General features: G+C 63.1%; 26 protein-coding genes and 1 tRNA gene. 19 read left to right on the top strand and 8 right to left on the bottom strand.

Annotated features, from left to right (window positions below):
* Nucleotides 1–28 precede the first annotated feature (28 nt).
* The 8 genes from lptA to QCE49_RS01135 all read left to right on the top strand — a co-directional run bounded on the left by lptA (nucleotide 29) and on the right by QCE49_RS01135 (nucleotide 7,347).
* Nucleotides 29–715: a lipopolysaccharide transport periplasmic protein LptA gene (gene lptA / locus QCE49_RS01170; RefSeq protein ID WP_033536543.1), complete on the top strand. Its 687-nt coding sequence runs from the start codon at nucleotides 29–31 to the stop codon at nucleotides 713–715.
* Nucleotides 716–726: 11 nt separating this feature from the next.
* Nucleotides 727–1,494 carry an LPS export ABC transporter ATP-binding protein gene (gene lptB, locus QCE49_RS01165; protein ID WP_085955336.1) on the top strand — a complete coding sequence of 256 codons (768 nt, stop codon included), beginning with the start codon at nucleotides 727–729 and terminating at the stop codon, nucleotides 1,492–1,494.
* A gap of 153 nt (nucleotides 1,495–1,647) precedes the next feature.
* Nucleotides 1,648–3,165: an RNA polymerase factor sigma-54 gene (locus QCE49_RS01160; protein WP_034470542.1), complete on the top strand. Its 1,518-nt coding sequence runs from the start codon at nucleotides 1,648–1,650 to the stop codon at nucleotides 3,163–3,165.
* 184 nt (nucleotides 3,166–3,349) lie between these two features.
* Nucleotides 3,350–3,709 (top strand): ribosome hibernation-promoting factor, HPF/YfiA family, encoded by a 360-nt coding sequence (gene hpf, locus QCE49_RS01155; RefSeq protein ID WP_008351690.1) that lies wholly within the window; start codon nucleotides 3,350–3,352, stop codon nucleotides 3,707–3,709.
* A gap of 414 nt (nucleotides 3,710–4,123) precedes the next feature.
* Complete coding sequence (ptsN, locus tag QCE49_RS01150) at nucleotides 4,124–4,579, top strand: PTS IIA-like nitrogen regulatory protein PtsN (RefSeq protein WP_008351691.1); 456 nt, start codon at nucleotides 4,124–4,126, stop codon at nucleotides 4,577–4,579.
* Nucleotides 4,580–4,753: 174 nt separating this feature from the next.
* Nucleotides 4,754–5,722, top strand: a complete 969-nt coding sequence (hprK, locus tag QCE49_RS01145) for an HPr(Ser) kinase/phosphatase (RefSeq protein WP_008351692.1) — start codon at nucleotides 4,754–4,756, stop codon at nucleotides 5,720–5,722.
* Between the two features lie 63 nt (nucleotides 5,723–5,785).
* The gene (rapZ, locus tag QCE49_RS01140) at nucleotides 5,786–6,658 is read left to right on the top strand and encodes an RNase adapter RapZ (protein ID WP_008351693.1); all 873 of its coding nucleotides are present in this window, start codon (nucleotides 5,786–5,788) and stop codon (nucleotides 6,656–6,658) included.
* A gap of 56 nt (nucleotides 6,659–6,714) precedes the next feature.
* Nucleotides 6,715–7,347 carry an LON peptidase substrate-binding domain-containing protein gene (locus tag QCE49_RS01135; RefSeq protein WP_008351694.1) on the top strand — a complete coding sequence of 211 codons (633 nt, stop codon included), beginning with the start codon at nucleotides 6,715–6,717 and terminating at the stop codon, nucleotides 7,345–7,347.
* On the opposite strand, the gene mutY is transcribed toward QCE49_RS01135, so the two are convergent.
* Both mutY and mutM read right to left on the bottom strand, forming a co-directional pair.
* Nucleotides 7,344–8,405: an A/G-specific adenine glycosylase gene (gene mutY / locus QCE49_RS01130; protein ID WP_008351695.1), complete on the bottom strand. Its 1,062-nt coding sequence runs from the start codon at nucleotides 8,403–8,405 to the stop codon at nucleotides 7,344–7,346. The genes QCE49_RS01135 and mutY overlap by 4 nt on opposite strands.
* Before the next feature lie 6 nt (nucleotides 8,406–8,411).
* Nucleotides 8,412–9,242, bottom strand: coding sequence for a bifunctional DNA-formamidopyrimidine glycosylase/DNA-(apurinic or apyrimidinic site) lyase (gene mutM, locus QCE49_RS01125; RefSeq protein ID WP_250456616.1), 831 nt, complete (start codon nucleotides 9,240–9,242; stop codon nucleotides 8,412–8,414).
* Between the two features lie 85 nt (nucleotides 9,243–9,327).
* Here mutM and QCE49_RS01120 point away from each other — a divergent pair, with 85 nt between their 5' ends.
* From QCE49_RS01120 to hisC, 8 genes are all read left to right on the top strand, one after another.
* Nucleotides 9,328–11,187 carry a tetratricopeptide repeat protein gene (locus tag QCE49_RS01120; RefSeq protein ID WP_175979773.1) on the top strand — a complete coding sequence of 620 codons (1,860 nt, stop codon included), beginning with the start codon at nucleotides 9,328–9,330 and terminating at the stop codon, nucleotides 11,185–11,187.
* A complete protein-coding gene (gene lolB, locus QCE49_RS01115) occupies nucleotides 11,184–11,813 on the top strand; it encodes a lipoprotein insertase outer membrane protein LolB (protein ID WP_008351698.1) in 630 nt (209 codons plus the stop codon). The genes QCE49_RS01120 and lolB overlap by 4 nt, the downstream gene beginning before the upstream one ends.
* A gap of 30 nt (nucleotides 11,814–11,843) precedes the next feature.
* Complete coding sequence (ispE, locus tag QCE49_RS01110; RefSeq protein WP_008351699.1) at nucleotides 11,844–12,725, top strand: 4-(cytidine 5'-diphospho)-2-C-methyl-D-erythritol kinase; 882 nt, start codon at nucleotides 11,844–11,846, stop codon at nucleotides 12,723–12,725.
* A 53-nt stretch (nucleotides 12,726–12,778) separates the two neighbouring features.
* Nucleotides 12,779–12,855 (top strand) — tRNA-Gln (locus QCE49_RS01105).
* A gap of 50 nt (nucleotides 12,856–12,905) precedes the next feature.
* Nucleotides 12,906–13,859, top strand: a complete 954-nt coding sequence (locus QCE49_RS01100) for a ribose-phosphate pyrophosphokinase (protein ID WP_008351701.1) — start codon at nucleotides 12,906–12,908, stop codon at nucleotides 13,857–13,859.
* 151 nt (nucleotides 13,860–14,010) lie between these two features.
* Nucleotides 14,011–14,628 (top strand): 50S ribosomal protein L25/general stress protein Ctc, encoded by a 618-nt coding sequence (locus QCE49_RS01095; protein ID WP_034470532.1) that lies wholly within the window; start codon nucleotides 14,011–14,013, stop codon nucleotides 14,626–14,628.
* A 105-nt stretch (nucleotides 14,629–14,733) separates the two neighbouring features.
* Nucleotides 14,734–15,336, top strand: a complete 603-nt coding sequence (gene pth, locus QCE49_RS01090; RefSeq protein WP_250456617.1) for an aminoacyl-tRNA hydrolase — start codon at nucleotides 14,734–14,736, stop codon at nucleotides 15,334–15,336.
* 13 nt (nucleotides 15,337–15,349) lie between these two features.
* The gene (hisC, locus tag QCE49_RS01085; RefSeq protein WP_250456618.1) at nucleotides 15,350–16,417 is read left to right on the top strand and encodes a histidinol-phosphate transaminase; all 1,068 of its coding nucleotides are present in this window, start codon (nucleotides 15,350–15,352) and stop codon (nucleotides 16,415–16,417) included.
* Here hisC and QCE49_RS01080 read toward each other — a convergent pair.
* The 3 genes from QCE49_RS01080 to rsmD form a co-directional block, all read right to left on the bottom strand.
* Nucleotides 16,414–16,674, bottom strand: coding sequence for a YfhL family 4Fe-4S dicluster ferredoxin (locus QCE49_RS01080; protein WP_008351708.1), 261 nt, complete (start codon nucleotides 16,672–16,674; stop codon nucleotides 16,414–16,416). The two genes, hisC and QCE49_RS01080, sit on opposite strands and share 4 nt — an antisense overlap.
* Before the next feature lie 77 nt (nucleotides 16,675–16,751).
* On the bottom strand, nucleotides 16,752–17,258 hold the full coding sequence (gene coaD / locus QCE49_RS01075) for a pantetheine-phosphate adenylyltransferase (protein ID WP_008351711.1): 507 nt from the start codon (nucleotides 17,256–17,258) through the stop codon (nucleotides 16,752–16,754).
* Between the two features lie 99 nt (nucleotides 17,259–17,357).
* The gene (rsmD, locus tag QCE49_RS01070) at nucleotides 17,358–17,984 is read right to left on the bottom strand and encodes a 16S rRNA (guanine(966)-N(2))-methyltransferase RsmD (protein ID WP_034470529.1); all 627 of its coding nucleotides are present in this window, start codon (nucleotides 17,982–17,984) and stop codon (nucleotides 17,358–17,360) included.
* A 232-nt stretch (nucleotides 17,985–18,216) separates the two neighbouring features.
* On the opposite strand from rsmD, the gene ftsY reads away from it, so the two are divergent.
* Nucleotides 18,217–19,452, top strand: coding sequence for a signal recognition particle-docking protein FtsY (gene ftsY / locus QCE49_RS01065; protein ID WP_250456619.1), 1,236 nt, complete (start codon nucleotides 18,217–18,219; stop codon nucleotides 19,450–19,452).
* A gap of 32 nt (nucleotides 19,453–19,484) precedes the next feature.
* On the opposite strand, the gene QCE49_RS01060 is transcribed toward ftsY, so the two are convergent.
* Genes QCE49_RS01060 through QCE49_RS01050 form a run of 3 tightly spaced genes read right to left on the bottom strand, consistent with a single transcriptional unit; the run spans nucleotide 19,485 to nucleotide 21,452 of the window.
* On the bottom strand, nucleotides 19,485–20,102 hold the full coding sequence (locus tag QCE49_RS01060; RefSeq protein WP_008351716.1) for a LysE/ArgO family amino acid transporter: 618 nt from the start codon (nucleotides 20,100–20,102) through the stop codon (nucleotides 19,485–19,487).
* Entirely contained in the window at nucleotides 20,099–20,743 is a 645-nt protein-coding gene (gene maiA / locus QCE49_RS01055; protein ID WP_008351718.1) for a maleylacetoacetate isomerase, read from the bottom strand. The genes QCE49_RS01060 and maiA overlap by 4 nt, the downstream gene beginning before the upstream one ends.
* Before the next feature lie 10 nt (nucleotides 20,744–20,753).
* Nucleotides 20,754–21,452, bottom strand: coding sequence for a fumarylacetoacetate hydrolase family protein (locus QCE49_RS01050; protein WP_008351720.1), 699 nt, complete (start codon nucleotides 21,450–21,452; stop codon nucleotides 20,754–20,756).
* A 326-nt stretch (nucleotides 21,453–21,778) separates the two neighbouring features.
* On the opposite strand from QCE49_RS01050, the gene ybiB reads away from it, so the two are divergent.
* Nucleotides 21,779–22,771, top strand: a complete 993-nt coding sequence (gene ybiB / locus QCE49_RS01045) for a DNA-binding protein YbiB (protein WP_008351722.1) — start codon at nucleotides 21,779–21,781, stop codon at nucleotides 22,769–22,771.
* A gap of 417 nt (nucleotides 22,772–23,188) precedes the next feature.
* Entirely contained in the window at nucleotides 23,189–24,841 is a 1,653-nt protein-coding gene (leuA, locus tag QCE49_RS01040) for a 2-isopropylmalate synthase (protein ID WP_008351725.1), read from the top strand.
* Nucleotides 24,842–24,853 lie beyond the last annotated feature (12 nt).

Raw genomic sequence — 24,853 nt, 5'->3', positions numbered from 1 at the left:
CCGGCACTCCCATCCGAATTGTGACTGCATGAACGAAAGGTTCCCTCGTCCCGATGGCGGCCCTGCGCGCGCAATGCTCGCGCGCCGTGCCACGCACGCCGTGCGGGCCGGGCTCGCTGCCGCCCTGACCATCGCGGTCGCGCTGGCCGCGCTGCCGGCGCACGCCGAAAAGGCCGACCGCGACAAGCCGCTCAACATCGAAGCGGACAACATGTCGTACGACGATCTCAATCAGAAGAACATCTTCACCGGTCACGTAGTCGCGACGAAAGGCACGATCGTGATCAAGGCCGACCGCGTCGAGGTGACGCAAGACCCGCAGGGTTATCAGTACGCGACCGGCACGTCGACCGGCAACAATCTCTCATATTTCCGTCAGAAGCGTGACGGTCTGAACGAGTACATCGACGGCAACGCGGTGCGAATCGATTACGACGGCAAGAACGACTTCACGAAGCTCACGACGCGCGCCGTCGTGCGCCGCCTGCAAGGCCTGACGACCGTGCAGGACGAAGTGCACGGCAGCGTGATCACCTATGACGGCCAGAAGGACTTCTACACGGCGAGCGCGGGCAAGGACCAGGCCGGACCCGGCAATCCGAGCGGCCGCGTGCGCGCGATGCTCGCGCCGCGTTCAGGCGGCGCCGCGCCGCTGAACGGTTCGCCTGCCACGCTTTCTCCGTCGAATACCATTCAAGGAACGCCGCAGCAGTGAATTCGCCCGCCATGCCCCACCGTAAGCCGGAAGGCGAGTCGAGTTCGCTCGTCGTCCGCAATCTGAAGAAGCGTTACGGCTCGCGCACCGTGGTGAAGGACGTGTCGCTCGATGTGAAGAGCGGCGAAGTGGTCGGGTTGCTCGGCCCTAACGGCGCGGGCAAGACCACGTCGTTCTATATGATCGTCGGCCTCGTGCCGCTCGATGCCGGCGAAATCGATCTCGACGGCAACTCGATCAGCCTTCTGCCGATCCACCAGCGCGCGCACCTCGGCCTGTCGTATCTGCCGCAGGAAGCATCGGTGTTTCGCAAGCTCACTGTCGAGCAGAACATCCGCGCGGTGCTGGAACTGCAAACCGATGCGTCGGGCAAACGCCTGTCAAAAGACGCCATAACACAGCGCGCCGAAGCCTTGCTCGACGAGTTGCAGATCGCGCATCTTCGCGAGAATCCGGCGCTGTCGCTGTCGGGCGGAGAGCGCCGTCGCGTCGAGATCGCGCGGGCGCTCGCGACCAACCCGAGCTTCATCCTGCTCGACGAACCCTTCGCGGGCGTCGATCCGATCGCGGTGCTGGAAATTCAGAAAATCGTGAAGTTTCTGAAGCAGCGCAACATCGGCGTTTTGATTACCGACCATAACGTGCGCGAGACGCTCGGCATTTGCGATCACGCCTACATCATCAGCGACGGCACCGTGCTCGCGGCGGGCGCGCCGAGCGAAATCATCGAGAACGAAAGCGTGCGCCGCGTCTATCTCGGCGAGCATTTCCGCATGTGAGCGCACCGTCGCAAAGGCCGCATTGATAGTGCGCCGCATCATGCGAAAGTTGCAAAACTTACGTGCCGCCCCCGTGGGCGGCATGCGCTTTTTTGGAATCCCCGCGAGGTTTCGCGCGCGTGGCAAACTCTCTACAATGATTAAAACTTTGCCATGAAAGCCAGCCTCCAACTCCGCCTCTCGCAGCATCTTGCGCTGACCCCGCAACTTCAGCAGTCGATCCGGCTGCTGCAGTTGTCGACGCTCGAACTGCAGCAGGAAGTCGCGATGGCCATCGCTCAGAATCCGCTGCTCGAGAACGACGACGACTGGATTGCGAGCCCTTTGCGCGTCGCCGCGGACGGTTCGCTGATCGCGGCGCCGGCCACATCGAGCGCGCCGCCCGATTCGATGATGAGCAACGGCTCCACGTCGAGCAGTTCCAGTTCCGAGCGTTCGGAAAACAGCGAGCCGCAAGGCGTCGACGAGTACAACGGCCTGGGCTCCGACAGCGGTCAGGACTCGAGTTCATGGAATCTGGAAGACTACGGCCGTTCTAACAATGCTTCCGACGACGACGATCTGCCGCCGCTGCAAATCCACGAATCGACCACGACGCTGCGCGACCATCTGACGGCGCAGTTGCGCATGACCGCGGCGAATCAGCGCGATCGGGCGCTCGTCACGTTTCTGATCGAGTCGCTGGACGAGGACGGGTATCTCACGGCATCGCTCGACGAAGTCCAAACCGATCTTCCCGAAGAACTCGAAGTCGATCTCGACGAACTGAGCGCGGCACTCGCGTTGCTGCAGAGTTTCGATCCGCCCGGCGTGGGCGGACGCTCGGCATCGGAATGCTTGAAACTGCAGTTGCTGCGGCTCGATGGCTCGCCAACGCGCACGCTGGCGCTCGAGATCGTCACGAATCATCTGGAATTGCTCGCCGCGCGCGACTTCACGCGCCTGCGCAAACAGTTGAAGGCAAGCGACGACGCCCTCCGGGACGCACATTTGCTCATCAAGTCGCTGGAGCCGTTTCCGGGCGCGGCGTATGGCAAGAGCGAAGCAGACTACGTCGTTCCGGACATTCTCGTGCGCAAGACGTCGGGCGGCTGGACGGCTGAACTCAACCCGGAGATCGTGCCGAAGCTGCGCATCAACCATTTGTACGCGAACATCCTGCGCAACAATCGCGGCGATCCGGGCAGCGGTTCGTTGCGTCAGCAGCTTCAGGAAGCGCGCTGGCTCATCAAGAACATTCAGCAGAGGTTTGAGACGATCCTGCGTGTCGCGCAGGCAATTGTCGAGCGTCAGAAGAACTTTTTTGCACATGGCGAAATCGCCATGCGCCCCTTGGTTTTGCGGGAGATTGCTGATACGCTGGGTTTACACGAGTCGACGGTTTCTCGTGTGACCACAGGCAAGTACATGCTCACCCCATTCGGGACGCTTGAATTTAAGTACTTCTTTGGATCGCACGTTTCGACCGACACAGGAGGCGCGGCATCGTCAACGGCGATCCGGGCCCTCATCAAGCAACTGATAGGAGCGGAAGACCCCAAAACTCCTCTTTCAGACAGCCGCATCGCCGAACTGCTGGCGGAACAAGGATTCGTGGTAGCGCGGCGCACCGTAGCCAAGTACCGCGAAGCCCTCAAGATCCCGGCAGTGAATCTGCGCAAGTCTCTATGACCCGTCTCTGTAGTCCATCGCGTGTTGCGATGGGCGTTTACCGGCCGCAACGCGAAAGCGCGGACGTGCCGGCCGATGCGCCCCGTTTGTCAAGCGCGCCAGGATGACGCGCCGGCGGGACACATTGCCGACCGGTATCGGACGAGCCGACGTGGCCTAGCGGCCATTAGCTTGGAGAGCAACTATGAATCTGAAGATCAGTGGACACCACCTCGAATTGACGCCTGCGTTGCGCGAGTATGTGATCACGAAACTGGACAGGGTGCTCCGTCATTTCGATCAAGTGATCGACGGCAACGTGGTCCTCTCGGTCGACAATCATAGGGAAAAGGAAAAGAGGCAGAAGGCGGAAATCAACCTGCACCTGAAGGGCAAGGACATTTTCATCGAGAGTTGTGACGCTGATATGTACGCGGCCATCGACCTGATGGTCGACAAGCTGGATCGGCAGGTCATCAAGCACAAGGACAAGATCCAGGGCCACGCCCATGAATCCGTGAAGTACCGCGGCGAGTCGCATGAGATGGAAGCGCCGTCGCCGTGAGCATGAAGCACGGCATGCACGAAGTCTGATCGCCGGATGACAGCAAAACCCGCCGCCACAGGACGGCGGGACTGATTGGAGGGAGTCCTCGAATATCCGGAAACGATGGATCGGCGCATGCACCGAACCGAAGCCGCCCCGACTGGCGGCTTTTTTGTTGGATTTCTGCCGCTAGGTGATACAAGCCATTGATTTTCAGGGCTTTGTCCTGCACATTGAATTGAAAACCGTGCCATTGCGCGGCGCACCATCGGGCAGTGCCCTGTTCTATAATGGTCCGGTAATTTTCGGGGTCGCACGACAGGCACGCTGCAGGCAACGCCGCCAGCGCACTTTCCGTTTCACCATCGCCGTGAGCGCTTTCAGACAGCGGCCACGATGAGGAGCTATCAGGCCACGCTTTCGCCTGCCAACATGAATCGTTTAGCCAAATTTCTTCCCATCGAGAACGTGGTTCTCGGACTGTCCGTTACCAGCAAGAAACGCGTATTCGAGCAAGCGGGCCTGATTTTCGAGAACCAGAACGGCATCGCTCGCAGCACCGTCACCGACAATCTCTTCGCGCGTGAGCGCCTCGGCTCGACCGGCCTCGGCGAAGGCGTCGCCATTCCGCACGGCCGCATCAAGGGGCTGAAGCAACCGCTCGCCGCCTTCGTGCGTCTCGCCGAACCCGTCGCGTTCGAATCCCCCGACGGCCAGCCGGTCTCTCTGCTCATCTTCCTGCTTGTGCCCGAACAGGCGACGCAGCAGCATCTTGAAATTCTGTCGGAGATCGCCCAACTGCTCTCCGACACCGAGGCGCGCGAGCGTCTGCACAAGGAAGAAGATCGTGACGCGCTCTATCAGGTGCTCACGCAATGGCAACCGTAATAGCCACCCGAACATAGCGTTGCGCGTCCGTGCCGCCTCCGCGCCGGACGCGCCTCGCTTACGCAAGGCTTCTGGGGCACAATCGGTCAAACGCAGCGCCATGCAGCGTATCGAAGCGACCCGCTTCGTCGTGACGCAAAGGCTGCTCCCGGCTTCCAACGGAGTTCCGGTCTCATGGATACGTCCAGCATCAACGCCCAAAGCATTTTCGACGACAACGCCGCCGCTCTTAAGCTCAGCTGGCTCACCGGGCATGAAGGCTGGGAACGCGGCTTTTCGAGCGAGACGGTCGCCAACGCGACGTCGAGCGCCGACCTCGTCGGTCACCTGAACCTGATTCACCCGAACCGTATCCAGGTGCTCGGCGACGCCGAGATCAACTACTACCAGCGCCAGTCCGACGAAGACCGATCGCGCCACATGGCCGAGCTGATCGCGCTCGAGCCGCCGTTTCTAGTCGTCGCGGGCGAAGTGGGCGCGCCGCCGGAGCTCGTTCTGCGCTGCACGCGCTCGTCGACGCCGCTCTTCACGACGCGCATGTCGGCGGCGGCCGTTATCGACAGCCTGCGCGCGTACATGTCGCGCATTCTCGCGCCGCGCGCGACGCTGCACGGCGTGTTCATCGACATCCTCGGGATGGGCGTGCTGCTCACCGGCGACTCCGGTCTCGGCAAGAGCGAGCTCGGTCTGGAGCTCATCAGCCGCGGCCACGGACTCGTCGCCGACGACGCCGTCGATTTCGTGCGCCTCGGCCCCGATTTCGTCGAAGGCCGCTGTCCGCCGCTGCTGCAAAATCTGCTCGAAGTGCGCGGCCTCGGACTGCTCGACATCAAGACGATCTTCGGTGAAACCGCCGTGCGCCGGAAGATGAAGCTCAAGTTGATCGTGCAACTCGTGCGCCGGCCGGACGGCGAATTCCAGCGCCTGCCGCTGGAAAGCCAGACCGTCGACGTGCTCGGCCTGCCGATCAGCAAGGTGACGATTCAGGTCGCCGCGGGCCGCAACCTCGCCGTGCTGGTCGAGGCCGCGGTGCGCAACACGATTCTGCAACTGCGCGGCATCGATACCTTGCGCGACTTCATGGATCGCCAACGCCTTGCGATGCAGGATCCCGACAGCCAGTTTCCCGGCAAGCTGATCTGAGCGCGCGCCGAAACGAATCGGGCGCAGGTGCTAAGCTTAGGAAAAGCGAATTTCCCGAGACCCATGCGTATCATCCTGATCACCGGCATCTCCGGTTCCGGCAAGTCCGTTGCGCTGAACGCGCTTGAAGACGGCGGCTACTATTGCGTCGACAACCTGCCGCCGCGCTTTCTGCCCGAACTCGCCGACTATCTCGCGAAAGAAGGCCAGACGCGCCTCGCCGTCGCGATCGACGCGCGTTCGAGTCTCTCGCTCGATGAAGTGCCGTCCATCATCGACAAGCTCTCGAAGGACTTCGATCTGCGCGTGCTGTTCCTCAACGCGAGCACGCAGTCGCTGATCCAGCGTTTCTCCGAGACGCGCCGGCGTCATCCGCTGTCGGGCCCGCCGATGCGCGAAGCCGATGTCGGCGTGCTGAACTCGCTCGCCGAAGCGATCGAACGCGAGCGCGAACTGGTCGCGGGCCTCGCGGAATACGGCCATCAGATCGACACGAGCAATTTGCGCGCGAACGTTCTGCGCGCGTGGGTCAAGCGCTTCGTCGAAACCGACGCCGCCGACCTCACGCTGATGTTCGAATCGTTCGGCTTCAAGCGCGGCGTGCCGCTCGACGCCGATCTCGTCTTCGACGTCCGGACGCTGCCCAATCCGTACTACGACCGCGAATTGCGCCCGTTCACGGGCCTCGACAAACCGATCATCGATTTCCTCACCGCGCAGCCGCTGGTCGGCGAGATGATCGACGATATCGGCGCGTTCGTCGGCAAATGGCTGCCGCGTTTTCGCGACGACAACCGCAGCTATCTCACTGTCGCGATCGGCTGCACGGGCGGCCAGCATCGCTCGGTGTTCATCGCGGAGGCGCTCGCCGCGCGCTTTTGCGAGACGGCAAATGTGATCGTGCGGCATCGTGACGCGCCCATCCCCGCCGGGTAGCGCGATCCACACGCGAACCTGATCGCCGCGCCGGCGGTCCATCCTGGAGGGACGCGATGTCCGCGAATCCTGTTCTGGCCGACTTGCCGCTGTTTCCGCTTCACACCGTGCTTTTTCCCGGCGGCCTGCTGCCGCTCAAGATATTCGAGGCACGCTATCTGGACATGGCGCGCGAGTGTCTGCGCGAGCAGACGCCGTTCGGCGTGTGCCTGCTCAAGAGCGGGCACGAAGTCGCCTCGCCGGGCGATCCGTCGGTGCCGGAAAGCATCGGCTGCCTGGCCGAAATCGCGGAATGCGATGTCGATACCTTCGGTCTCCTTCTCGTGCAGGCACGCGGAACCGATCGTTTCCGGCTCACCGATCATCGTGTCGAGCCGAGCAATCTGATCGTCGGCACGGCCGAGTTGCTGGGTGAAGATCAGCCGCTGCAGGGCGCCGAGGCGCTCGCGAAATTCGGCGCGTGCGCAGAAGTGCTGGAGCGCATCATCGACACGATCAAGGAACGCGAGCCGCAGAATCTGCCCTTCGTCGAGCCCTTTCTATACGACGATCCCACCTGGGTCTCCAACCGCCTCGCCGAAATCCTGCCGATCCCGATGCGCGCACGCCAGAAGCTCATGGAGTTGATGGACGCCGGCGCGCGCATCGACGTCGTGCATCACTACATGCAGCATCATCAACTGCTTTAGAGGAGCGTGCCTGTCAGCGCGTCGAGCAGCTTGCGCACTGGCGCGGGCACGCCATAGGCGTCGATCTTCGCGAGCGACGCCCAGACGGTTTCGAGGTCCATCAAGTCGCGCGGCGCCTGGCGCGCCTCGCCGAGCCGCGGCTCGATATCCAGCTTGAAGTGCGTGAATGCGTGCGACATCGGCGCGAGTCGCTGCAGATGTTCATCGGCGCCGAGACGCTGCGCGACTTGCGCTAGCGCGGCTTCGTCCGCCGCTTCGGGCAGGCTCCACAATCCGCCCCATATTCCGATCGACGGACGCTTCTGCAGCAGGATCGAATCGCCGTCCCTCAGGACCAGCATCCATGTCTTGCGCGTCGGCACGGCTTTCTTCGGGCGCGCGGCGGGCAACTCGCGCTGACGCCCTTCGACCTTCGCCACGCAATCCGATGCGAACGGACAGCGCGCGCAGTCCGGCTTGCCGCGCACGCACAGCGTCGCGCCGAGGTCCATCAGGCCTTGCGTGTAAGCGGTCACATCGTTGTTGTTCGCGGCTTCCGGCAAGAGCGATTCCGCGAGCGTCCACATCGCCTTCTCGACTTTCTTCTCGCCCGGAAAACCTTCGACGCCGAATACGCGCGCGAGCACGCGCTTCACATTGCCGTCGAGGATCGTCGCGCGTGCGCCGAACGCGAACGACGCGATCGCCGCTGCCGTCGATCGTCCGATGCCCGGCAGCAGCGCGAGTTCGTCGACGGTCTGCGGAAACGCGCCACCGTGCTCGTACGCGACGGCCTGCGCGCAGCGGTGCAGATTGCGCGCGCGCGAGTAGTAACCGAGCCCGGCCCAGAGCGCCATGACGTCGTCGATGGGCGCATCGGCGAGCGCCGATACCGTCGGAAAGCGTTCGAGAAATCGCGCGTAGTACGGAATGACGGTGGAAACCTGCGTCTGCTGCAGCATGATCTCCGACAGCCAGATGCGGTAAGCATCGCGCGTGTTCTGCCACGGCAGGTCGTGACGGCCGTGAATGCGTTGCCACGCGATGAGGCGCGACGAAAAATCGGTGAGAGCGAGCATCGGATATTAGCGTTGGCAGCGCGGGCAGAAGTACGTCGAGCGCTGTCCCTGGACGATTTGCCTGATCGCCGTGCCGCAGACGTGGCACGGCAGGCCCGCGCGATCATAGACGAAATAGTCGAGCTGGAAGTAGCCCGACTCGCCGTTGCTGCCGACGAAATCGCGCAGCGTGCTGCCGCCCTTGTCGATGGCGGCGGCGAGCGTCACGCGCACGGCGTCCGCGAGCAGGTCATAGCGCACGAGAGAGATGCGCCCGGCGGCGGTCGTCGGCCGGATGCCCGCGCGAAAGAGGCTCTCCGACGCATAGATATTGCCGACGCCCACCACGATCCCGCCCGCGAGCAGCGCCTGTTTCACCGACACCTTGCGCCCGCGCGTCTCGCGGAACAGCAGCGCGCCCGAAAACTCCGGCGAAAACGGCTCGACGCCGAGGCTCGCGAGCAGCGGATGATCGAGCACGTCGCCGTCCGAGCGCGGATGCCAGAGAATCGCACCGAATCGGCGCGGATCGCGAAAACGGAGAATGAAATCGTCGAACACGATATCGACGTGATCGTGCTTCGCCGCCTCGGGCGGCTGCGGCACATGCCGCAGCACCCGCAGCGTGCCGGTCATGCCGAGATGGACGATCAGCCAGCCTTCGACGGTTTCGAACAGCAGATACTTCCCGCGCCGCTCTACTTTGTCGATTTTCAGATGGCCGAGCGTCTTCGGAAGATGCTTCGGGATGGGCCAGCGCAGCGCGGGCGTACGCACGTCGACGTGCTCGACGCGCCGTCCGGCGACATAGGGTTCGATTCCGCGGCGAGTGACTTCGACTTCCGGCAGTTCGGGCATTTTTCTGGAGAGAGACTTGCTCTGGCGTTTGTGCCGGTATTTTAGCGACCGCGTTACAATCGACTGAAACATCGTCTGGATTTCCATGAACTCGTTCGTCATGAAGCTGTTTGCGAAGCGTCAGTCCAGTTCGACGCATTCGTTCGCCATGCCAATGTCGCGAATCGCCGGCGCCGTTGCGCTCGCGATGGCCGCGCTCGCGTTCGCGCCCGCGCACGCCCAGGCGCAGAACGCCACGCCCGTTCCGAGCGCCGACGATCAGGCCGACGCGCAAAACGCCGCCGATCTGCTGACCGCGCCCGTCAGCGGCGCGGAGACACAGGATCTGCCGAATGTGACAATGTCGAGCCAGATCGTGTTCCAGGTTCTGGCGGCCGAAGTCGCATTGCAGCGCGGCCAGCCCGCGCCCGCATTCCAGACCTATCTCGCGCTGGCCCGCGACACGCACGATCCGCGTTTCGCGCAGCGCGCGACTGAAATCGCGATCGCCGCGCAAAGCCCGAACGACGCGCTCACGTCGGCGCAGCTCTGGCAGCAGTTCGCGCCGCATTCCGATCGCGCGGCGCAGTTGAGCGCATCGCTGCTAATCGTCGGCGGCAAGCCCGAAGACGCGAAGCCGACGCTCGAACGCGAACTCGCGAAGGTGGCGCCGGACCAGCGCGGCGACGCCATACTTTCTCTTCAGACCTTACTCGCGCGCGGGCCGAATCGTGTCGGTGGCCTGAACGTGCTCAAGGACCTGACGCAAAACGATCAGAACCGGCCCGAAGCGCAACTCGCGCTCGCACGTCAGCAGCTCGTCGCGGATGATCCGCCGGGCGCGAAGGCATCGCTCGAAAAGGCGTTGCAACTCAAGCCGGACTACCTGCCCGCCGCGCTGACGCTTGCGCGCATGGGCCCGGAAGAGCGCAAGGAAGGCATCGCGTCGTTCGAGAAATACGTCGACAAGAATCCGAAATCGCATGACGCGCGGCTCGCGCTCGCGCAGTTGTATCTGTCCGCCGACAGGCTCGACGACGCGCAGAAGCAGTTCGAGATCATGCGCAAGAACGACCCGAAGGACCTGACGCCGTTGATGGCGCTCGCGCTCATCAACATCCAGAAAAAGCAGTTCGACAAGGCGCAGGACTTCTTGAACCAATACGCGAAGGCGGCGGAAAACACGCCGGGCGCGGATCCTGGTCAGGCCTATATCTATCTCGCGCAACTGGCGCTGGAACAAAAGAACGACGACGCCGCGAGCCAGTGGCTCGACAAGATTCCGCGCACGAGCCAGCAGTATTTGCCTGCGCAGATCACGCGCGCGCAACTGCTCGCGAAGCAAGGCAAGGTCGACGATGCACGCGCGCTGATCGGCAATCTGCAAAGCTCGGATCCGCGCGATCTGGCGCTGCTCGCACGCACCGATTCGGCGATTCTTTTCGAGGCGCATCGCTACAAGGAAGCGGAGGCGAATCTCGCGAAGGCGGTCGCCGCGTTCCCCGACGATCCCGATCTGACGTACGACTACGCAATGGCCGCCGAGAAGAACGGTCACTACGACGTCATGGAAACGCAGCTTCGCACTTTGATGCGGACGCAGCCGAACAACCCGCAAGCGTACAACGCGCTCGGCTATTCGCTCGTCGATCGCAATCAGCGGCTCGACGAAGCGGTGAAGCTGATCGAACGAGCGGTTTCGCTCGCCCCGAACGACGCGTTCATCATGGATAGTCTCGGCTGGGCGCGCTTCCGTCAGGGCAATGCGGCCGAGGCGGAGAAGATCCTCAAGAACGCCTACAACCTTCAGCCGAACGCCGAAATCGGCGCGCATCTGGGCGAGGTGCAGTGGAAGTCAGGGCAGCAGGATCAGGCGCGCGCCACATGGCGGCAAGCGCAGAAGCTCGAACCTGACAACGACACGCTCGTCAAAACGCTGAAACGACTTCAGGTGAACGACCTTTGATCGCATTCGATTCATTCGCCGGCGCATCGCTTCGACGTGGCGCGCTCGGCATCGCGGCGGCCGCCGCGCTGGTAATGTCCGGTTGCGCGCTGGAACCGCGCGTTCCCACGACGACGAACGCATCCACGTCGCTCGCGACGCAGACGAGCCGCATGTATCACGGACGCTTCGCCGTGCAGTACAACGACCAGAACGGCACGCCGCGCAACGCCTACGGCAATTTCGACTGGCAGGAGACGGGCGACACCGTCACGCTGCAGTTGCGCAATCCGCTCGGCCAGACGATGGCGATCGTGACTTCATCGCCCTCGCTCGCGACGCTCGAATTGCCGAACCGGCAACCCGTCAGCGCCGACAACGTATCTCAACTCATGCAGAACACGCTCGGCTTCGCGCTGCCGGTCGAAGGGTTGCGCTACTGGCTCCAGCCGTCGGCCGCGCCTAGCTCGCGTGCACAGACCACGCTCGATCCGGGCGCGGACAACGGCCGTCCGAAAGAAATCAAGCAGGACGGATGGACGATCGACTATCTCGCCTATGCCGACGCGCCGGGAACCGGCGTGAAGCGCGTGAATCTCACGCGCAGCGAACCGCCGCTCGACATCAAGCTCGTGCTCGATCAATAACTCAGCCGCTTTCGGTTCAAAGCATCACGCATGTCCTCATCGAACGAAACGCTTCGTGACTGCCTCGCGCCAGCGAAGCTGAATCTTTTCCTGCACATCACGGGCCGCCGTCCGGATGGCTACCATTCGCTGCAGACCGTTTTCCAGTTGCTCGACTGGGGCGACCATCTGCACTTCAGGCGTCGCGACGACGGCGTCATCATGCGCAAGACCGACGTGCCGGGCGTGCCCGAAGAACACGATCTCGTCGTGCGGGCCGCACGTTTGCTCCAGCATCACACGCGGACGAAGTTCGGCGCGGAGATCGAGATCGACAAGCGTTTGCCAATGGGTGCGGGCCTCGGCGGAGGCAGTTCCGACGCGGCGACAACTCTTTTAGCGTTAAATCGTCTCTGGGGTGTTGATCTTTCGCGTGAGATTCTGCAGAATCTCGGCCTGCAACTCGGCGCGGACGTGCCGTTTTTTGTCTTCGGGCAAAATGCTTTCGCAGAAGGTGTAGGTGAGGCGCTCCAGGCAGTCGATCTGCCGAAACGTTTCTTCCTCGTAGTAACGCCTGATGCTCACGTCCCCACCGCGGCGATTTTCTCCGAAAAAAGCTTGACACGGGATACGAAAGTCGTCACAATGATGGACTTTCTTGCACAGCAAAGGTCAGACACAAACTGGCCAGACAGCTTCGGTCGAAACGACATGCAGGCTGTGGTTGCAGGAAAGTACGCGGAAGTTGCAAAGGTGCTCGAGTGGTTTTCCAATCTCGCACCGGCGCGAATGACCGGATCTGGAGCAAGCGTGTTTGCCGCTTTCGCCAGCCGAGCCGAAGCAGAAATGGCGCAAGCCAAATTGCCGGCAAGCTGGAAGAGTGTGGTAACGGCAAGTCTGGATTCTCATCCTCTCTTCGCTTTCGCGTCATAGGTTTCGTTTTGCCGGGTATGTCCTACACTTCCCGGCGAGACTCAGAGTTGTGTAGGGGAGTCGCCAAGTTGGTCAAGGCACCGGATTTTGATTCCGGCATGCGAGGGTTCGAGTCCTTCCTCCCCTGCCATTCCTTTTCTCGCGTTTTTCCTCTCGCCTCCAGCCGCAGACAGGTGCACGATGAGCAGTGACGGCCTGATGGTTTTTACTGGCAACGCTAATCCCGCGCTTGCACAGGAAGTCGTCAAAATCCTTGGTATTCCTCTCGGCAAAGCGATGGTCAGCCGCTTCTCAGACGGCGAGATCATGGTCGAGATTCAGGAAAACGTTCGGGGCAAAGACGTATTCGTTCTGCAGTCCACCTGCGCTCCCACGAACGACAACCTGATGGAACTGATGATCATGGTCGATGCGCTCAAGCGCGCATCCGCAGGCCGGATCACCGCAGCCATCCCCTACTTCGGCTATGCGCGCCAGGACCGCCGTCCGCGTTCCGCGCGAGTGGCCATCTCGGCGAAGGTCGTCGCGAACATGCTGGAAATTGCCGGCGTCGATCGCGTGATCACCATGGACCTTCACGCCGACCAGATTCAAGGCTTCTTCGACATCCCCGTCGACAACATCTACGCAACACCCGTTCTTCTCGGCGATCTGCGCAAGCAGAACCATGACCATCTGCTGGTCGTGTCGCCGGACGTCGGCGGCGTGGTGCGCGCGCGTGCGCTCGCCAAGCAGTTGAACACGGACCTCGCGATCATCGACAAGCGCCGTCCGAAGGCGAATGTCGCTGAAGTGATGAACATCATCGGTGAAGTGGAAGGCCGCACCTGCGTCATCATGGATGACATGGTCGACACCGCCGGCACGCTGTGCAAGGCCGCGCAAGTATTGAAGGATCGTGGCGCGAAACAGGTTTTCGCATACGCGACGCACCCCGTTCTGTCGGGCGGCGCGGCGGCGCGCATCACGGCGTCGGAGCTGGACGAACTCGTCGTCACGGACACGATTCCCCTTTCGGCCGAATCGCTCGCGTGCGCGAAGATCCGTCCGCTGTCGAGCGCGGGTTTGCTCGCGGAGACGTTCTCCCGAATCCGGCGCGGCGACTCGGTGATGTCGCTCTTCGCCGAAGGTTAATCAGAATCGAGCAAGGAACGCGAAGCAGAGGCTTCGCGTTTTTGCATGATCGGCGCGAACGGACGAAGGTTCGCGTCGCTTGTTGTGGGATCACACGTTTTCGATGATCCCGGTTTCCCTGCCTGGTCGCGGGCAGATATAGGAGTCGAATATGAAAGTCGTCGCTTTCGAGCGTAGCAAGCAAGGTACGGGTGCGAGCCGCCGCCTGCGTAACTCGGGCAAGACCCCGGGTATCGTGTACGGCGGTGAAACGGACGTTCAACTGGTCGAACTCGACCACAACGCCCTGTGGCACGCCCTGAAGAAAGAAGTTTTCCACTCGTCGATTCTCGACCTGGAAGTGGCCGGCAAGTCGCAACAAGTTCTGCTGCGCGACGTGCAATACCACCCGTTCAAGCAGCTCGTGCTGCACGTGGACTTCCAGCGCGTCGACGCGAAGAAGAAGCTGCACACCAAGGTGCCGCTGCATTTCATGAACCAGGAAACCAACCCGGCCGTGAAGCTGTCGGGCGCGGTGATCTCGCACGTCGTGACGGAACTGGAAGTGGAATGCCTGCCGGCAGACCTGCCTGAGTTCCTGGAAATCGATCTGGCGAAGATCGAAGCCGGCCAGACGATGCACGCGAAGGACATCCCGCTGCCGAAGGGCGTGAGCCTGACGATCTCCGTCGAGGCGGAAAATCCGGTGGTGGCTTCGGCGACCATTCCGGCTGCCGTCGTGTCGGAAGGGACTGGCGAAGCTGAAGGCGACAAGCCGGCAGCCGAGTAAGCACGCGGAATATCGCTATCCTCTCGATCCGTTCGCAAGAACGGTCGACGTGACCCGCCGGCGCGCAAGCCCCGGCGGGTTTTTTTTCGTTCTACAAGACTCGACATGATCAAGCTGATCGTCGGCCTGGGCAATCCGGGCGCCGAATACACGGCGACGCGGCATAACGCGGGCTTCTGGTTCGTCGACCAGTTCGCACGCGACGCCGGCGCCACGTTGCGCGAAGAGCGCCGTTTCCACGGTTTCTACGGCAAGGGACGTCTGCACGGCCACGAAGTGCATCTGCTCGAACCGCAGACGTTCATGAATCGCTCAGGGCAATCGGTCGTTGCGCTCGCGCAGTTCTTCAAGATTCTCCCCGACGAAATTCTCGTCGCGCACGACGAACTCGATCTTCCGCCCGGCACCGTCAAGATGAAGCTCGGCGGCGGCAGCGGCGGACACAACGGCCTCAAGGACATCTCCGCGCATCTTTCGTCGCAGCAGTACTGGCGGCTGCGCATCGGGATCGGGCATCCGCGTGATCTGATTCCCGAAGGCGCGCGCGTGGGCGCGAAACCCGATGTCGCGAACTTCGTCCTCAAGCCGCCGCGCCGCGAGGAACAGGACGTGATCGATCAGTCGATCGAGCGCGCGCTCGCCGTGATGCCGTTCGTCGTCGCAGGCGAAACCGAGCGTGCGATGATGAACCTGCACCGCAATTCTTGATTTGGAGCCGACAGTGAGCCGTTTCTGGAGCGATATCGTCCATCGTCTGACGCCGTATGTGCCGGGCGAGCAGCCCGCGCTGGCGCATCCCGTCAAGCTGAACACCAACGAGAATCCGTATCCGCCGTCGCCGCGCGTCGTCGATGCAATCCGCCACGAGCTCGGCGCGGACGGCGCGTCGCTGCGCAAATATCCGGATCCGACCGCGCGTGCATTGCGCGAGGCCGTCGCGAACCATCACGGATTGCGCATCGAGCAGGTTTTCGCGGGCAACGGTTCGGACGAAGTGCTCGCGCACGCGTTCCAGGCGCTGCTCAAGCACGACAAGCCGATCCGCTTTCCCGACATAACCTACAGCTTTTATCCCGTGTACGCGCAGCTTTACGGCGTCGAATACGAGACCGTGCCGCTGAACGCCGATTTCGCCATCGATGTCGACGATTACCGCGCGCCATGCGGCGGCGTGCTGCTGCCGAATCCGAATGCGCCCACGGGCCGCGCCCTGCCGCTGTCGGAAATCGAAGTGCTGCTGAAGGCGAATCCGGATGCACCCGTCATCATCGATGAAGCGTATGTGGACTTCGGCGCGGAATCGGCCGTGAATCTGATCGACGCCCATCCGAACCTGCTCGTCGTGCAGACGACGTCGAAAGCACGTTCGCTGGCGGGTATGCGCGTCGGCTTTGCGTTCGGCGATCCGGCGCTCATCGAGGCGCTCACGCGCGTGAAGGACAGCTTCAATTCGTATCCGCTCGACCGCCTCGCGCAAGTCGCGGCAATCGCGTCGTACGAAGATCAGGCGTGGTTCGAGGAAGGTTGCGCGAAGGTGATCGCGAGCCGCGAGAAGTTGAGCGCGCAGCTACAGACGCTTGGATTCGATGTCGTTCCGTCCGCAACCAACTTCGTCTTCGCGAAACATCCCGCGCACGATGCCGCGACGCTCGCCGCGGCGCTAAAGTCGAAGGAAATTTTCGTGCGCCACTTCAAACTGCCGCGCATCGATCAGCATCTGCGCATTTCCATCGGCACGCCGGCCGAATGCGATGCGCTCGTCGCTGCATTGACGGAGATCGTCGCTTAGGAATTGCCCTTCGCGGCCATCAGCGCGTGGTACTTGGCCATCAACTGTTCGGGCGATTCGGCGTGCGCCGGATCGCGCGGAATGCATTCCACCGGGCACACTTGCTGGCACTGCGGCTCGTCGAAATGGCCGACGCATTCCGTGCATTTGTTCGGGTCGATGACGTAAATCTCGGGACCCATCGAAATTGCGTCGTTCGGGCACTCGGGCTCGCAAACGTCGCAGTTGATGCACTCGTCGGTAATGATCAGGGACATGCTTCACTCTCTTCTTGCCGGATGGCTTCCGGCATAAACCCGCGCACCTTCGCAGATAAGTGCGCGGGCCCGGCGTCTCAAGGCGCCGCCGGATCTTTCTGCGTCTGCTCGCCGACCTTGTCCATCAACCGCTTTTCCACCGACGGGAACACGAACTTGCTCACGTCGCCGCCAAGCTGCGCGATCTCGCGCACGATGGTGCCGGAGATGAACTGATATTGATCGGACGGCGTCATGAACATCGTCTCGACATCGGGCAGCAGATAGCGGTTCATCCCGGCCATCTGGAATTCATACTCGAAATCGGAGACGGCGCGCAATCCGCGCACGATCACGCGCGCGTTGTTCTTACGCACGAAATCCTTCAATAGCCCGGTGAAACTGCTCACCTGCACGTTCGGATAATGCCCGAGGACCTCGTGCGCGATATCGAGCCGTTCCTGCAGCGAGAAAAACGGCTTCTTCGCGCGGCTGTCCGCGACGCCCACGACGAGCTGATCGAAAATGCTCGATGCGCGCCGCACGATGTCTTCATGCCCGCGGGTGAGCGGGTCGAACGTACCCGGATACACGGCGACAACCATGAGCTTCTCCTCTTCTATTTACACTGGGCCGCGTGGCTGCGACGACCAGCTCTGCCTCGTTTCCCGCGAAATCGGCTGCGTCGAAATCGGGAACGCGCATTATTCCTCATTTTCGCGGCGCAGCAAATGATAGCGGACGGCGCCCGCCTTGCCCTCGCGCACGACGCTCCAGCCGGCGAGCGCATCGATGCCGGACATGTCCAGCGCATCGCCGCATTCGACGTAAATCGCGCCATCGGGCGAAGCGAGCGGCGCCGTCAGCTCGAGCGCCCGCAATAGCAACGCGTGATCGCCGAAAGGCGGATCGAGAAAGATCACGTCGAACGAACCGGGCGCGAGGCTCGCGACGAGCCGCAGCGCATCGGCCTCCGCGATCTCGATGTTGCGCGCGCCGAGCTTGGCTTGATTTGCGCGGATCTGAGCGGCCGCCTTCGCGCTTCGTTCGATCATCAGCACGCGCGCCGCGCCGCGCGACGCGGCTTCGAAACCGAGCGCGCCGCTACCGGCGAACATGTCGAGACAACGCTGTCCGGAGAGATCCTGGCCGAGCCAGTTGAAGAGGGTCTCACGCACGCGATCCGGCGTGGGCCGAAGGCCATCGAGATCGAGCACGGGCAGCGGCGTGCGCTTCCAGTCTCCGCCGATGATGCGGATCGTGTGCGGTTTGCCGCCGCGCGATGGCGTGTGGCTGGTCAGGGCGGAGCGGGTAGCGGACGAGCGAGGCATAAAAGGAAGGTGGGAGTCGGGCGCGCCGGGCGTGTTTTTGCTTGAGATCGGATGGCGCGAGCAATGAAAGCCAACGTTACCACACGCACGCCATGACGGGAGCCGCACGGGCGCGCACGGCAGCGCCTGATAAAATATGCCGCTTCCATCCCATCGCGCGGGCCTCGCGCAAAAACGACTCGAAAGCGCGCACAGGGCCATCGGATCACGCGCGCATCATCGTCACACATCCATGTTCAGCTTCTTCAAGAAATTCAAAAAGCCGGCTGATGCGCCGCTCGACGCGCCTCAGGACGAATCCGTCGAGGCGGCCGAAGACGAAGAAATCTCCGACGCCGAGCTGGAACGTCAGGCGCTTTCCGCCGAAACGCCGTCGGAGGAAGTGCAGCCGGAGGAACCGGCGCCCGCGGAACCCGTCGCTCCCGCTGCGCCCACGCCGCCCGCCGCACCGCCCTCGGAGGAATCGAAGGAATACTGGCAAGGGCGCACGCAATCGCAATGGGCGCGCGGCCCAGAGACGGATCAGGCGAGCGAGGAAGTCGTGCCGCCACCGACGCTCGATGCGGCCGCGAAAAAATCGTGGATCTCGCGTCTGCGGCACGGTCTTTCGAAGACGAGCTCGAATCTGACGGGGATTTTCGTCAGCGCGAAGATCGACGAGGATCTCTACGAAGAGCTCGAAACCGCGCTGCTCATGTCCGACGCCGGCGTCGATGCAACGGAATTCCTGCTCGAATCACTGCGCGAGAAGGTGCGCGCGGAACGCCTGACGGACGCCTCGCAGGTCAAGAAGGCGCTGCGCGAACTGCTCGTCGATCTGCTGCGCCCGCTCGAGAAATCGCTGATGCTCGGACGCGCGCAACCGCTCGTCATCATGATCGCGGGCGTGAACGGCGTCGGCAAGACGACGAGCATCGGCAAGCTGGCGAAGCATTTGCAGCGCTTCAATCAGTCGGTGATGCTCGCCGCCGGCGACACGTTCCGCGCCGCCGCGCGCGAACAGCTGACGGTCTGGGGCGAGCGCAACAACGTGACGGTGATCGCGCAGGAAAGCGGCGACGCCGCCGCCGTGATCTACGACGCGGTCGGCGCGGCGCGCGCACGCAAGATCGACGTGATGATGGCCGACACCGCCGGACGTCTGCCGACGCAATTGCATCTGATGGAAGAGCTGCGCAAGGTGCGCCGCGTGATCGCGAAGGCAATGCCCGATGCGCCGCACGAAGTGCTGCTCGTCATCGACGCGAACACGGGTCAGAACGCGCTCGCGCAGGTCAAGGCGTTCGACGACGCGCTCGGTCTCACCGGCCTCGTCGTCACGAAACTCGACGGCACCGCGAAGGGCGGCATTCTCGCGGCCATCGCGCGTCAGCGGCCGGTGCCGGTGTATTTCATCGGCGTGGGAGAGAAAGTCGAGGACTTGCAGCCGTTCAGCGCCGAAGAATTCGCCGACGCGTTGCTCGGCTGAACGTGAAACGAGCGCCCGCGTGGCGCTCTTTTTTATCGCGCGAAGAGCAAGGAAGCCGCGATCCACCACATCACGCAGCCGACGATCACATCGAGCACGCGCCACGACACGTCTTTCTCGAACCACGGTTCCAGAAGACGCGCGCCGTAGCCGAGCGCCGTGAACCAGACGATCGACGAAGACATCGCGCCGGCCGCGAACCACGCGTCGCCCGGCCAGCCGCGTTGCGCGCCGATGCCGCCGAGCAGCACGACGGTATCGAGATAAACGTGCGGATTGAGCAGCGACAAGGCGAGCACCGTGGATGCCGCGCCCACCGCCGTCTGCGAATCGCCATCCGATGCGTCCAGATGCCCCGGCCCGCGCCACGCCGCGATGAACGCGCGCAATCCGTACAGGAACACGAAGATCGCGCCGGCCCAGCGGATCACGTCGAGCAGGACGGGCGCACGCGAAATGAGCGCCCCCATGCCGCCGACGCCGAGCCCGATCAACATCACGTCGATGAACGCGCAGATCGACACGACGATTCCTACGTGACGTCGCTTCAAACCCTGCCGCAACACGAAGGCGTTCTGCGCGCCGATCGCGACGATCAGGCTCGCGCCCAATCCCGCCCCCGACAGAAAGCTCGGGAAATCCGCCGTCATTCGGCGTCCGGTTGCTGCGCGGGAGCGGCCCGCGCGAAGGCGTCGATCGTGCTGGCGTGATCGGCGATGCGCGAAATCGTCGGATAAGCGCTCACGTCGATGCCGAAGCGCCGCGCGTTGAACACCTGCGGCACGATGCACAGATCGGCAACGGTCGGCGTGTCGCCGAACGTGAGCGCGCCGACGCGCCTGTCGGCGGCCAGCCGCGTTTCGAGCGACGTGAAACCCATCTCGACCCAATGCCGATACCACGCGTCCTTCACGTCATCCGGCACCTTCACCTGATGCTTCAGGTACTTGAGCACGCGCAAATTGTCGAGCGGATGAATCTCGCACGCGACCTGCATCGCGACCGAACGCACGAAGGCGCGATCGGACGGATTCTTCGGCAGGAGCGCCGGCTCGGGATGCGTCTCCTCGAGATACTCGATGATCGCGAGCGACTGCGTGAGAACGTCGTCGCCATCGACGAGCGCCGGCACAATGCCGTCCGGATTCACCGCGCGATATTCGGGCTTTAACTGCTGGCCGCCGTCGCGCAGCAAATGCACGCCCTCGTACTCGTAATCGAGCCCCTTCAGATTCAGCGCGATACGCACGCGATACGCCGCCGAGCTGCGGAAATAGCTGTAGAGCTTCATGGTCGCGGACTCAGACGACGCGCACGGAGAATTCGCCGATGCCGTCGACGCCGCCCTTCAGCACGTCCCCCTTCACGACCGCGCCGACGCCTTCGGGCGTGCCGGTGAAGATGAGATCGCCGGGGAAGAGTTCGAAGAGCGTCGACAGATACGCGACCGTCTCGCCGACCGACCAGATCAGTTGCGAGATGTCCGAGCGCTGCTTTTCCTCGCCGTTGACCGTCAGCCAGATCGCGCTCTTTTCCAGATGCCCGACCTTCGATACGGGATGAATCGGGCCGATCGGCGCGGAGCGGTCGAAACCCTTCGCCGTGTCCCACGGACGGCCGAGCTTCTTCGCTTCGGCTTGCAGGTCACGGCGCGTCATGTCGAGCCCGAGCGCGTAGCCGTAGACGTAATCCAGCGCCTTATCGGCGGGGATGTCCTTGCCCTGCTTGCCGATCGCGGCGACGAGTTCCATCTCGAAGTGCAGATTCTTCGTCTGCGACGGATACGGGAATTCCGCCGTCGAGCCCGGCGCAACGTTCAGCACGGCATCGGCGGGCTTGCTGAAGAAGAACGGCGGCTCGCGATCCGGATCGTGGCCCATTTCGCGCGCATGGGCTTCGTAGTTTCGCCCGACGCAGTAGATGCGGCGCACGGGAAACTGTTCGTTCGAACCATCGACGGGCACGGCTGCTGCCGGCGCCGGAGGAAACACATAACTCATCCCGCTCTCCTGATGCTGTTTTGATTTGCAGATTTCCGGACGAATGCGTCGGCGTTCACGGCCGGCGAGAACAAGGAGTGTAACGTGCGCGCACAAATCGTGGCGAAGCTTGTCGGGCTTGGCTCTGCGAGCTTTCGACCGGCCTTCGGAGCGGCGGCTGGCGCGGTGGTTTTAGTAAGCATCGGCGGAAAAGCGCGCGAAACGTTCGATGGGCAAACCTTGCCAGCGCTCCTCAAATGCGGTACTCAATAGCATTCCTGCACCTTAAAAAGCGCAACGGCATCGCTCAGATTACGGAATTGAGCGCCCGATCGCGCACCTCTCCGATGACCGACTCCGCTTCCCCCACTTTCGCCTGCGCACGCTACATCAAGGAAATCGGCCGCGGGCCGAATGGCGCGCGCGCACTTTCGCACGAGGATACTTACGCGCTCTACGAAGCGATGCTCGACGATCGCGTGCCCGAACTCGAACTGGGCGCGGTGCTGCTGGCCTATCGCGTCAAGGGCGAAACCGCCGCCGAGCTTGCCGCGATGCTTTCCGCCGCGCATCGCTCGTTCGAGCCGCTGCATGTCCAGGATGGCCGCGAGCACGCACGGCCCGTCTCGATCCCGAGCTACAACGGCGCACGCAAGACGCCCAATCTCGTGCCGCTCCTGTCGCTGCTGCTCGCGCGCGAAGGCGTACCGGTCCTGGTGCACGGTGTCACCGGCGATCCCGGCCGCGTGACGAGCGCCGAAATCTTCGCGGAACTGGGCATCGCGCACGCGGCTTCGCACGATGAAATCGAAGACAGCCTCGCCTCGCGCCGCCTCTCCTTCGCGCCGATCACCGTGCTCGCGCCGAAGCTCGCGCGATTGCTCGCGCTCAGACGCCGCATGGGCGTGCGCAATTCGACACATACGCTCGTGAAGATCCTTCAACCGTTCGCGGACCCGGGCCTGCGGCTCGTCAACTACACGCATCCCGAATATCGCGAGAGTCTCACCGGGCTTTTCACCGCGCATCCGGACGCGGCGGCGGGCGGCGCACTGCTCGCGCGCGGCACGGAAGGCGAAGCCGTCGCGGACACGCGCCGCCAGGTGCAGGTCGACTGGTTTCACGACGGCCACGCCGAAACGCTGATCGCGCCCGAGCATTCGCAGCCGGACGCCCCGCGTGTCGAGCTGCCCGAGACGCTCGACGCCGCGACCACCGCGCGCTGGATCGAATCCGTGCTGCGCGGCGATGTGCCGGTGCCGCCCGCGGTCGCGCGCCAGGTTGAAGTCATCGCCAATGTGGTGCGCAAGCCGGTCGCCGGTCAGGAAAATCCCGTTTGACACACTATTCAACGCTGGTTTAAAGTCGAACGCATGCGCTTGACTCAGTTTTCCTCCCTCCGAATTATTTCGGGCCGCCTAGCGCGGCCCCTATCGCTACGTCTAGCGTAAGTCGCCAGACGTAGCGCCGTGCGTTCGCAAGTCGCGCGGTCCTCCAGAAGTTTCCCGCAGTACCTTTTCTTACCAACCTGTAGTCGTCAGCTTTTCGTTCGCGCATCCCGCGAAACGGAAACGCGAGGGTCACATGCACGCTGCTTCGCGCACGTTCACGTTGGTCGCAGGCGTCACCATCGCCGGTGATTCGTGTGAACGCGCGCGCCGCCCGGTCTTACGTGCATGCCGCCACGCCCGGCCAGCCGCCGGACACGGCCTCTCTCGCAGACGCTACGCAAACCGTCCGAAGAGAGATCGACGATCATGATGCCGAACCCCGCCGAGAAATACCGTCCGTTTCCGCAAGTCCGTCTGAATGGCCGCCGCTGGCCGAACCGCACGATCGAAAAAGCGCCCGTCTGGATGAGCACCGATCTGCGCGACGGCAACCAGTCGCTCATCGAGCCGATGAGCATCGCAGCGAAGCTCGAGTTCTTCGAGATGCTGGTGAAAATCGGGTTCAAGGAAATCGAGGTGGGCTTCCCGTCGGCATCGCAGACGGATTTCGACTTCGTGCGCAAGCTGATCGACGAAAAGCGCATTCCGGACGACGTGACCATCGAAGTGCTCGTGCAGTCGCGCCGCGAACTGATCGAGCGCACGTTCGAAGCGGTGGAAGGTGCGAGCAAGGTGATCGTGCATCTCTATAACGCGATCGCGCCGTCGTTCCGCAAGATCGTGTTCAACCAGTCGAAGGACGAAGTGAAGGCGCTGGCGGTCGAAGGCACGCGCATCATCAAGGAATGCGCGGCGGCGCGGCCGGACACGCACTGGATCTATCAGTACTCGCCCGAAACCTTCAGCATGACGGAGCTGTCGTTCGCGCGCGAAGTCTGCGATGCCGTCGCGCAAATGTGGCGTCCGACGCCCGATCACAAAATGATCGTGAATCTGCCCGCGACCGTCGAAGCGGCAACGCCCAACGTCTTCGCCGATCAGATCGAGTGGATGGACCGCAACATGGGCTTTCGCGACAGCATCGTGCTGTCGGTGCATCCGCATAACGATCGCGGCACGGCCGTCGCGGCGGCGGAAATGGCGTTGCTGGCTGGCGCGGATCGCATCGAAGGCTGCCTCTTCGGCAACGGCGAGCGCACCGGCAATGTCGATCTCGTGACGCTCGCGATGAATCTCTACACGCAAGGCGTCGATCCGGGCCTCGATTTTTCCGATATCGACGCCGTGCGCCGCGTCGTCGAGCGCTGCAATCAGATTCCGGTGCATCCACGCCATCCGTACGCGGGCGATCTCGTGTTCACGGCGTTTTCGGGTTCGCATCAGGACGCGATCCGCAAGGGCTTCGCGCAGCGCGTGCCGGGCACGGTGTGGGAAGTGCCCTATCTGCCGATCGATCCGGCCGATCTCGGCCGCAGCTACGACGCCGTGATCCGCGTGAACAGCCAGTCCGGAAAGGGCGGTTCGACGTATCTGCTCGAACGCGGTCTCGGCTTCACGCCGCCGCGCCGCGTGCAGATCGAATTCAGCCACGCCGTCCAGAAAGTCACCGATGCATCCGGCGCGGAAATCAGCGGCGAAGCGATCTGCGAGCTCTTCAAGCGCGAGTATTTCGATGCGGGCGGGCCGGTATCGCGCATCGACGTTTCGACGCTTACGGTATTCGAAAGGCGCGTCGCATTACCGGCCGTAGTGGCTGCGACGAGCGGCGACGCTCACGCGCAGGCGGTCGCCGCCGCGCTCGGCGTGGACGCGAGCGTGAACTGGTTCGAGACGTCCGTGACGGCGAACGGCGACACGGCGGCGTTCGTCGGCTGTCGTGTCGGAGACGGGCCGACGCGCTTCGGCGTCGCGGTGCATGCGAATCCGGCGCTCGCGGTCGCCGATGCCGTCGTGAGCGCGGTCAACCGCTCCGGGCGCGTCGTGGACAACCTGCGGCAAGACGAAGCCGTGGAAGCGTGATGGGCGGCGCGC

Source organism: Caballeronia sp. LZ008, from assembly GCF_031451435.1.
Classification (GTDB): Bacteria; Pseudomonadota; Gammaproteobacteria; order Burkholderiales; family Burkholderiaceae; genus Caballeronia; species Caballeronia zhejiangensis.
This window is presented reverse-complemented; position numbering and strand designations above follow the sequence as displayed.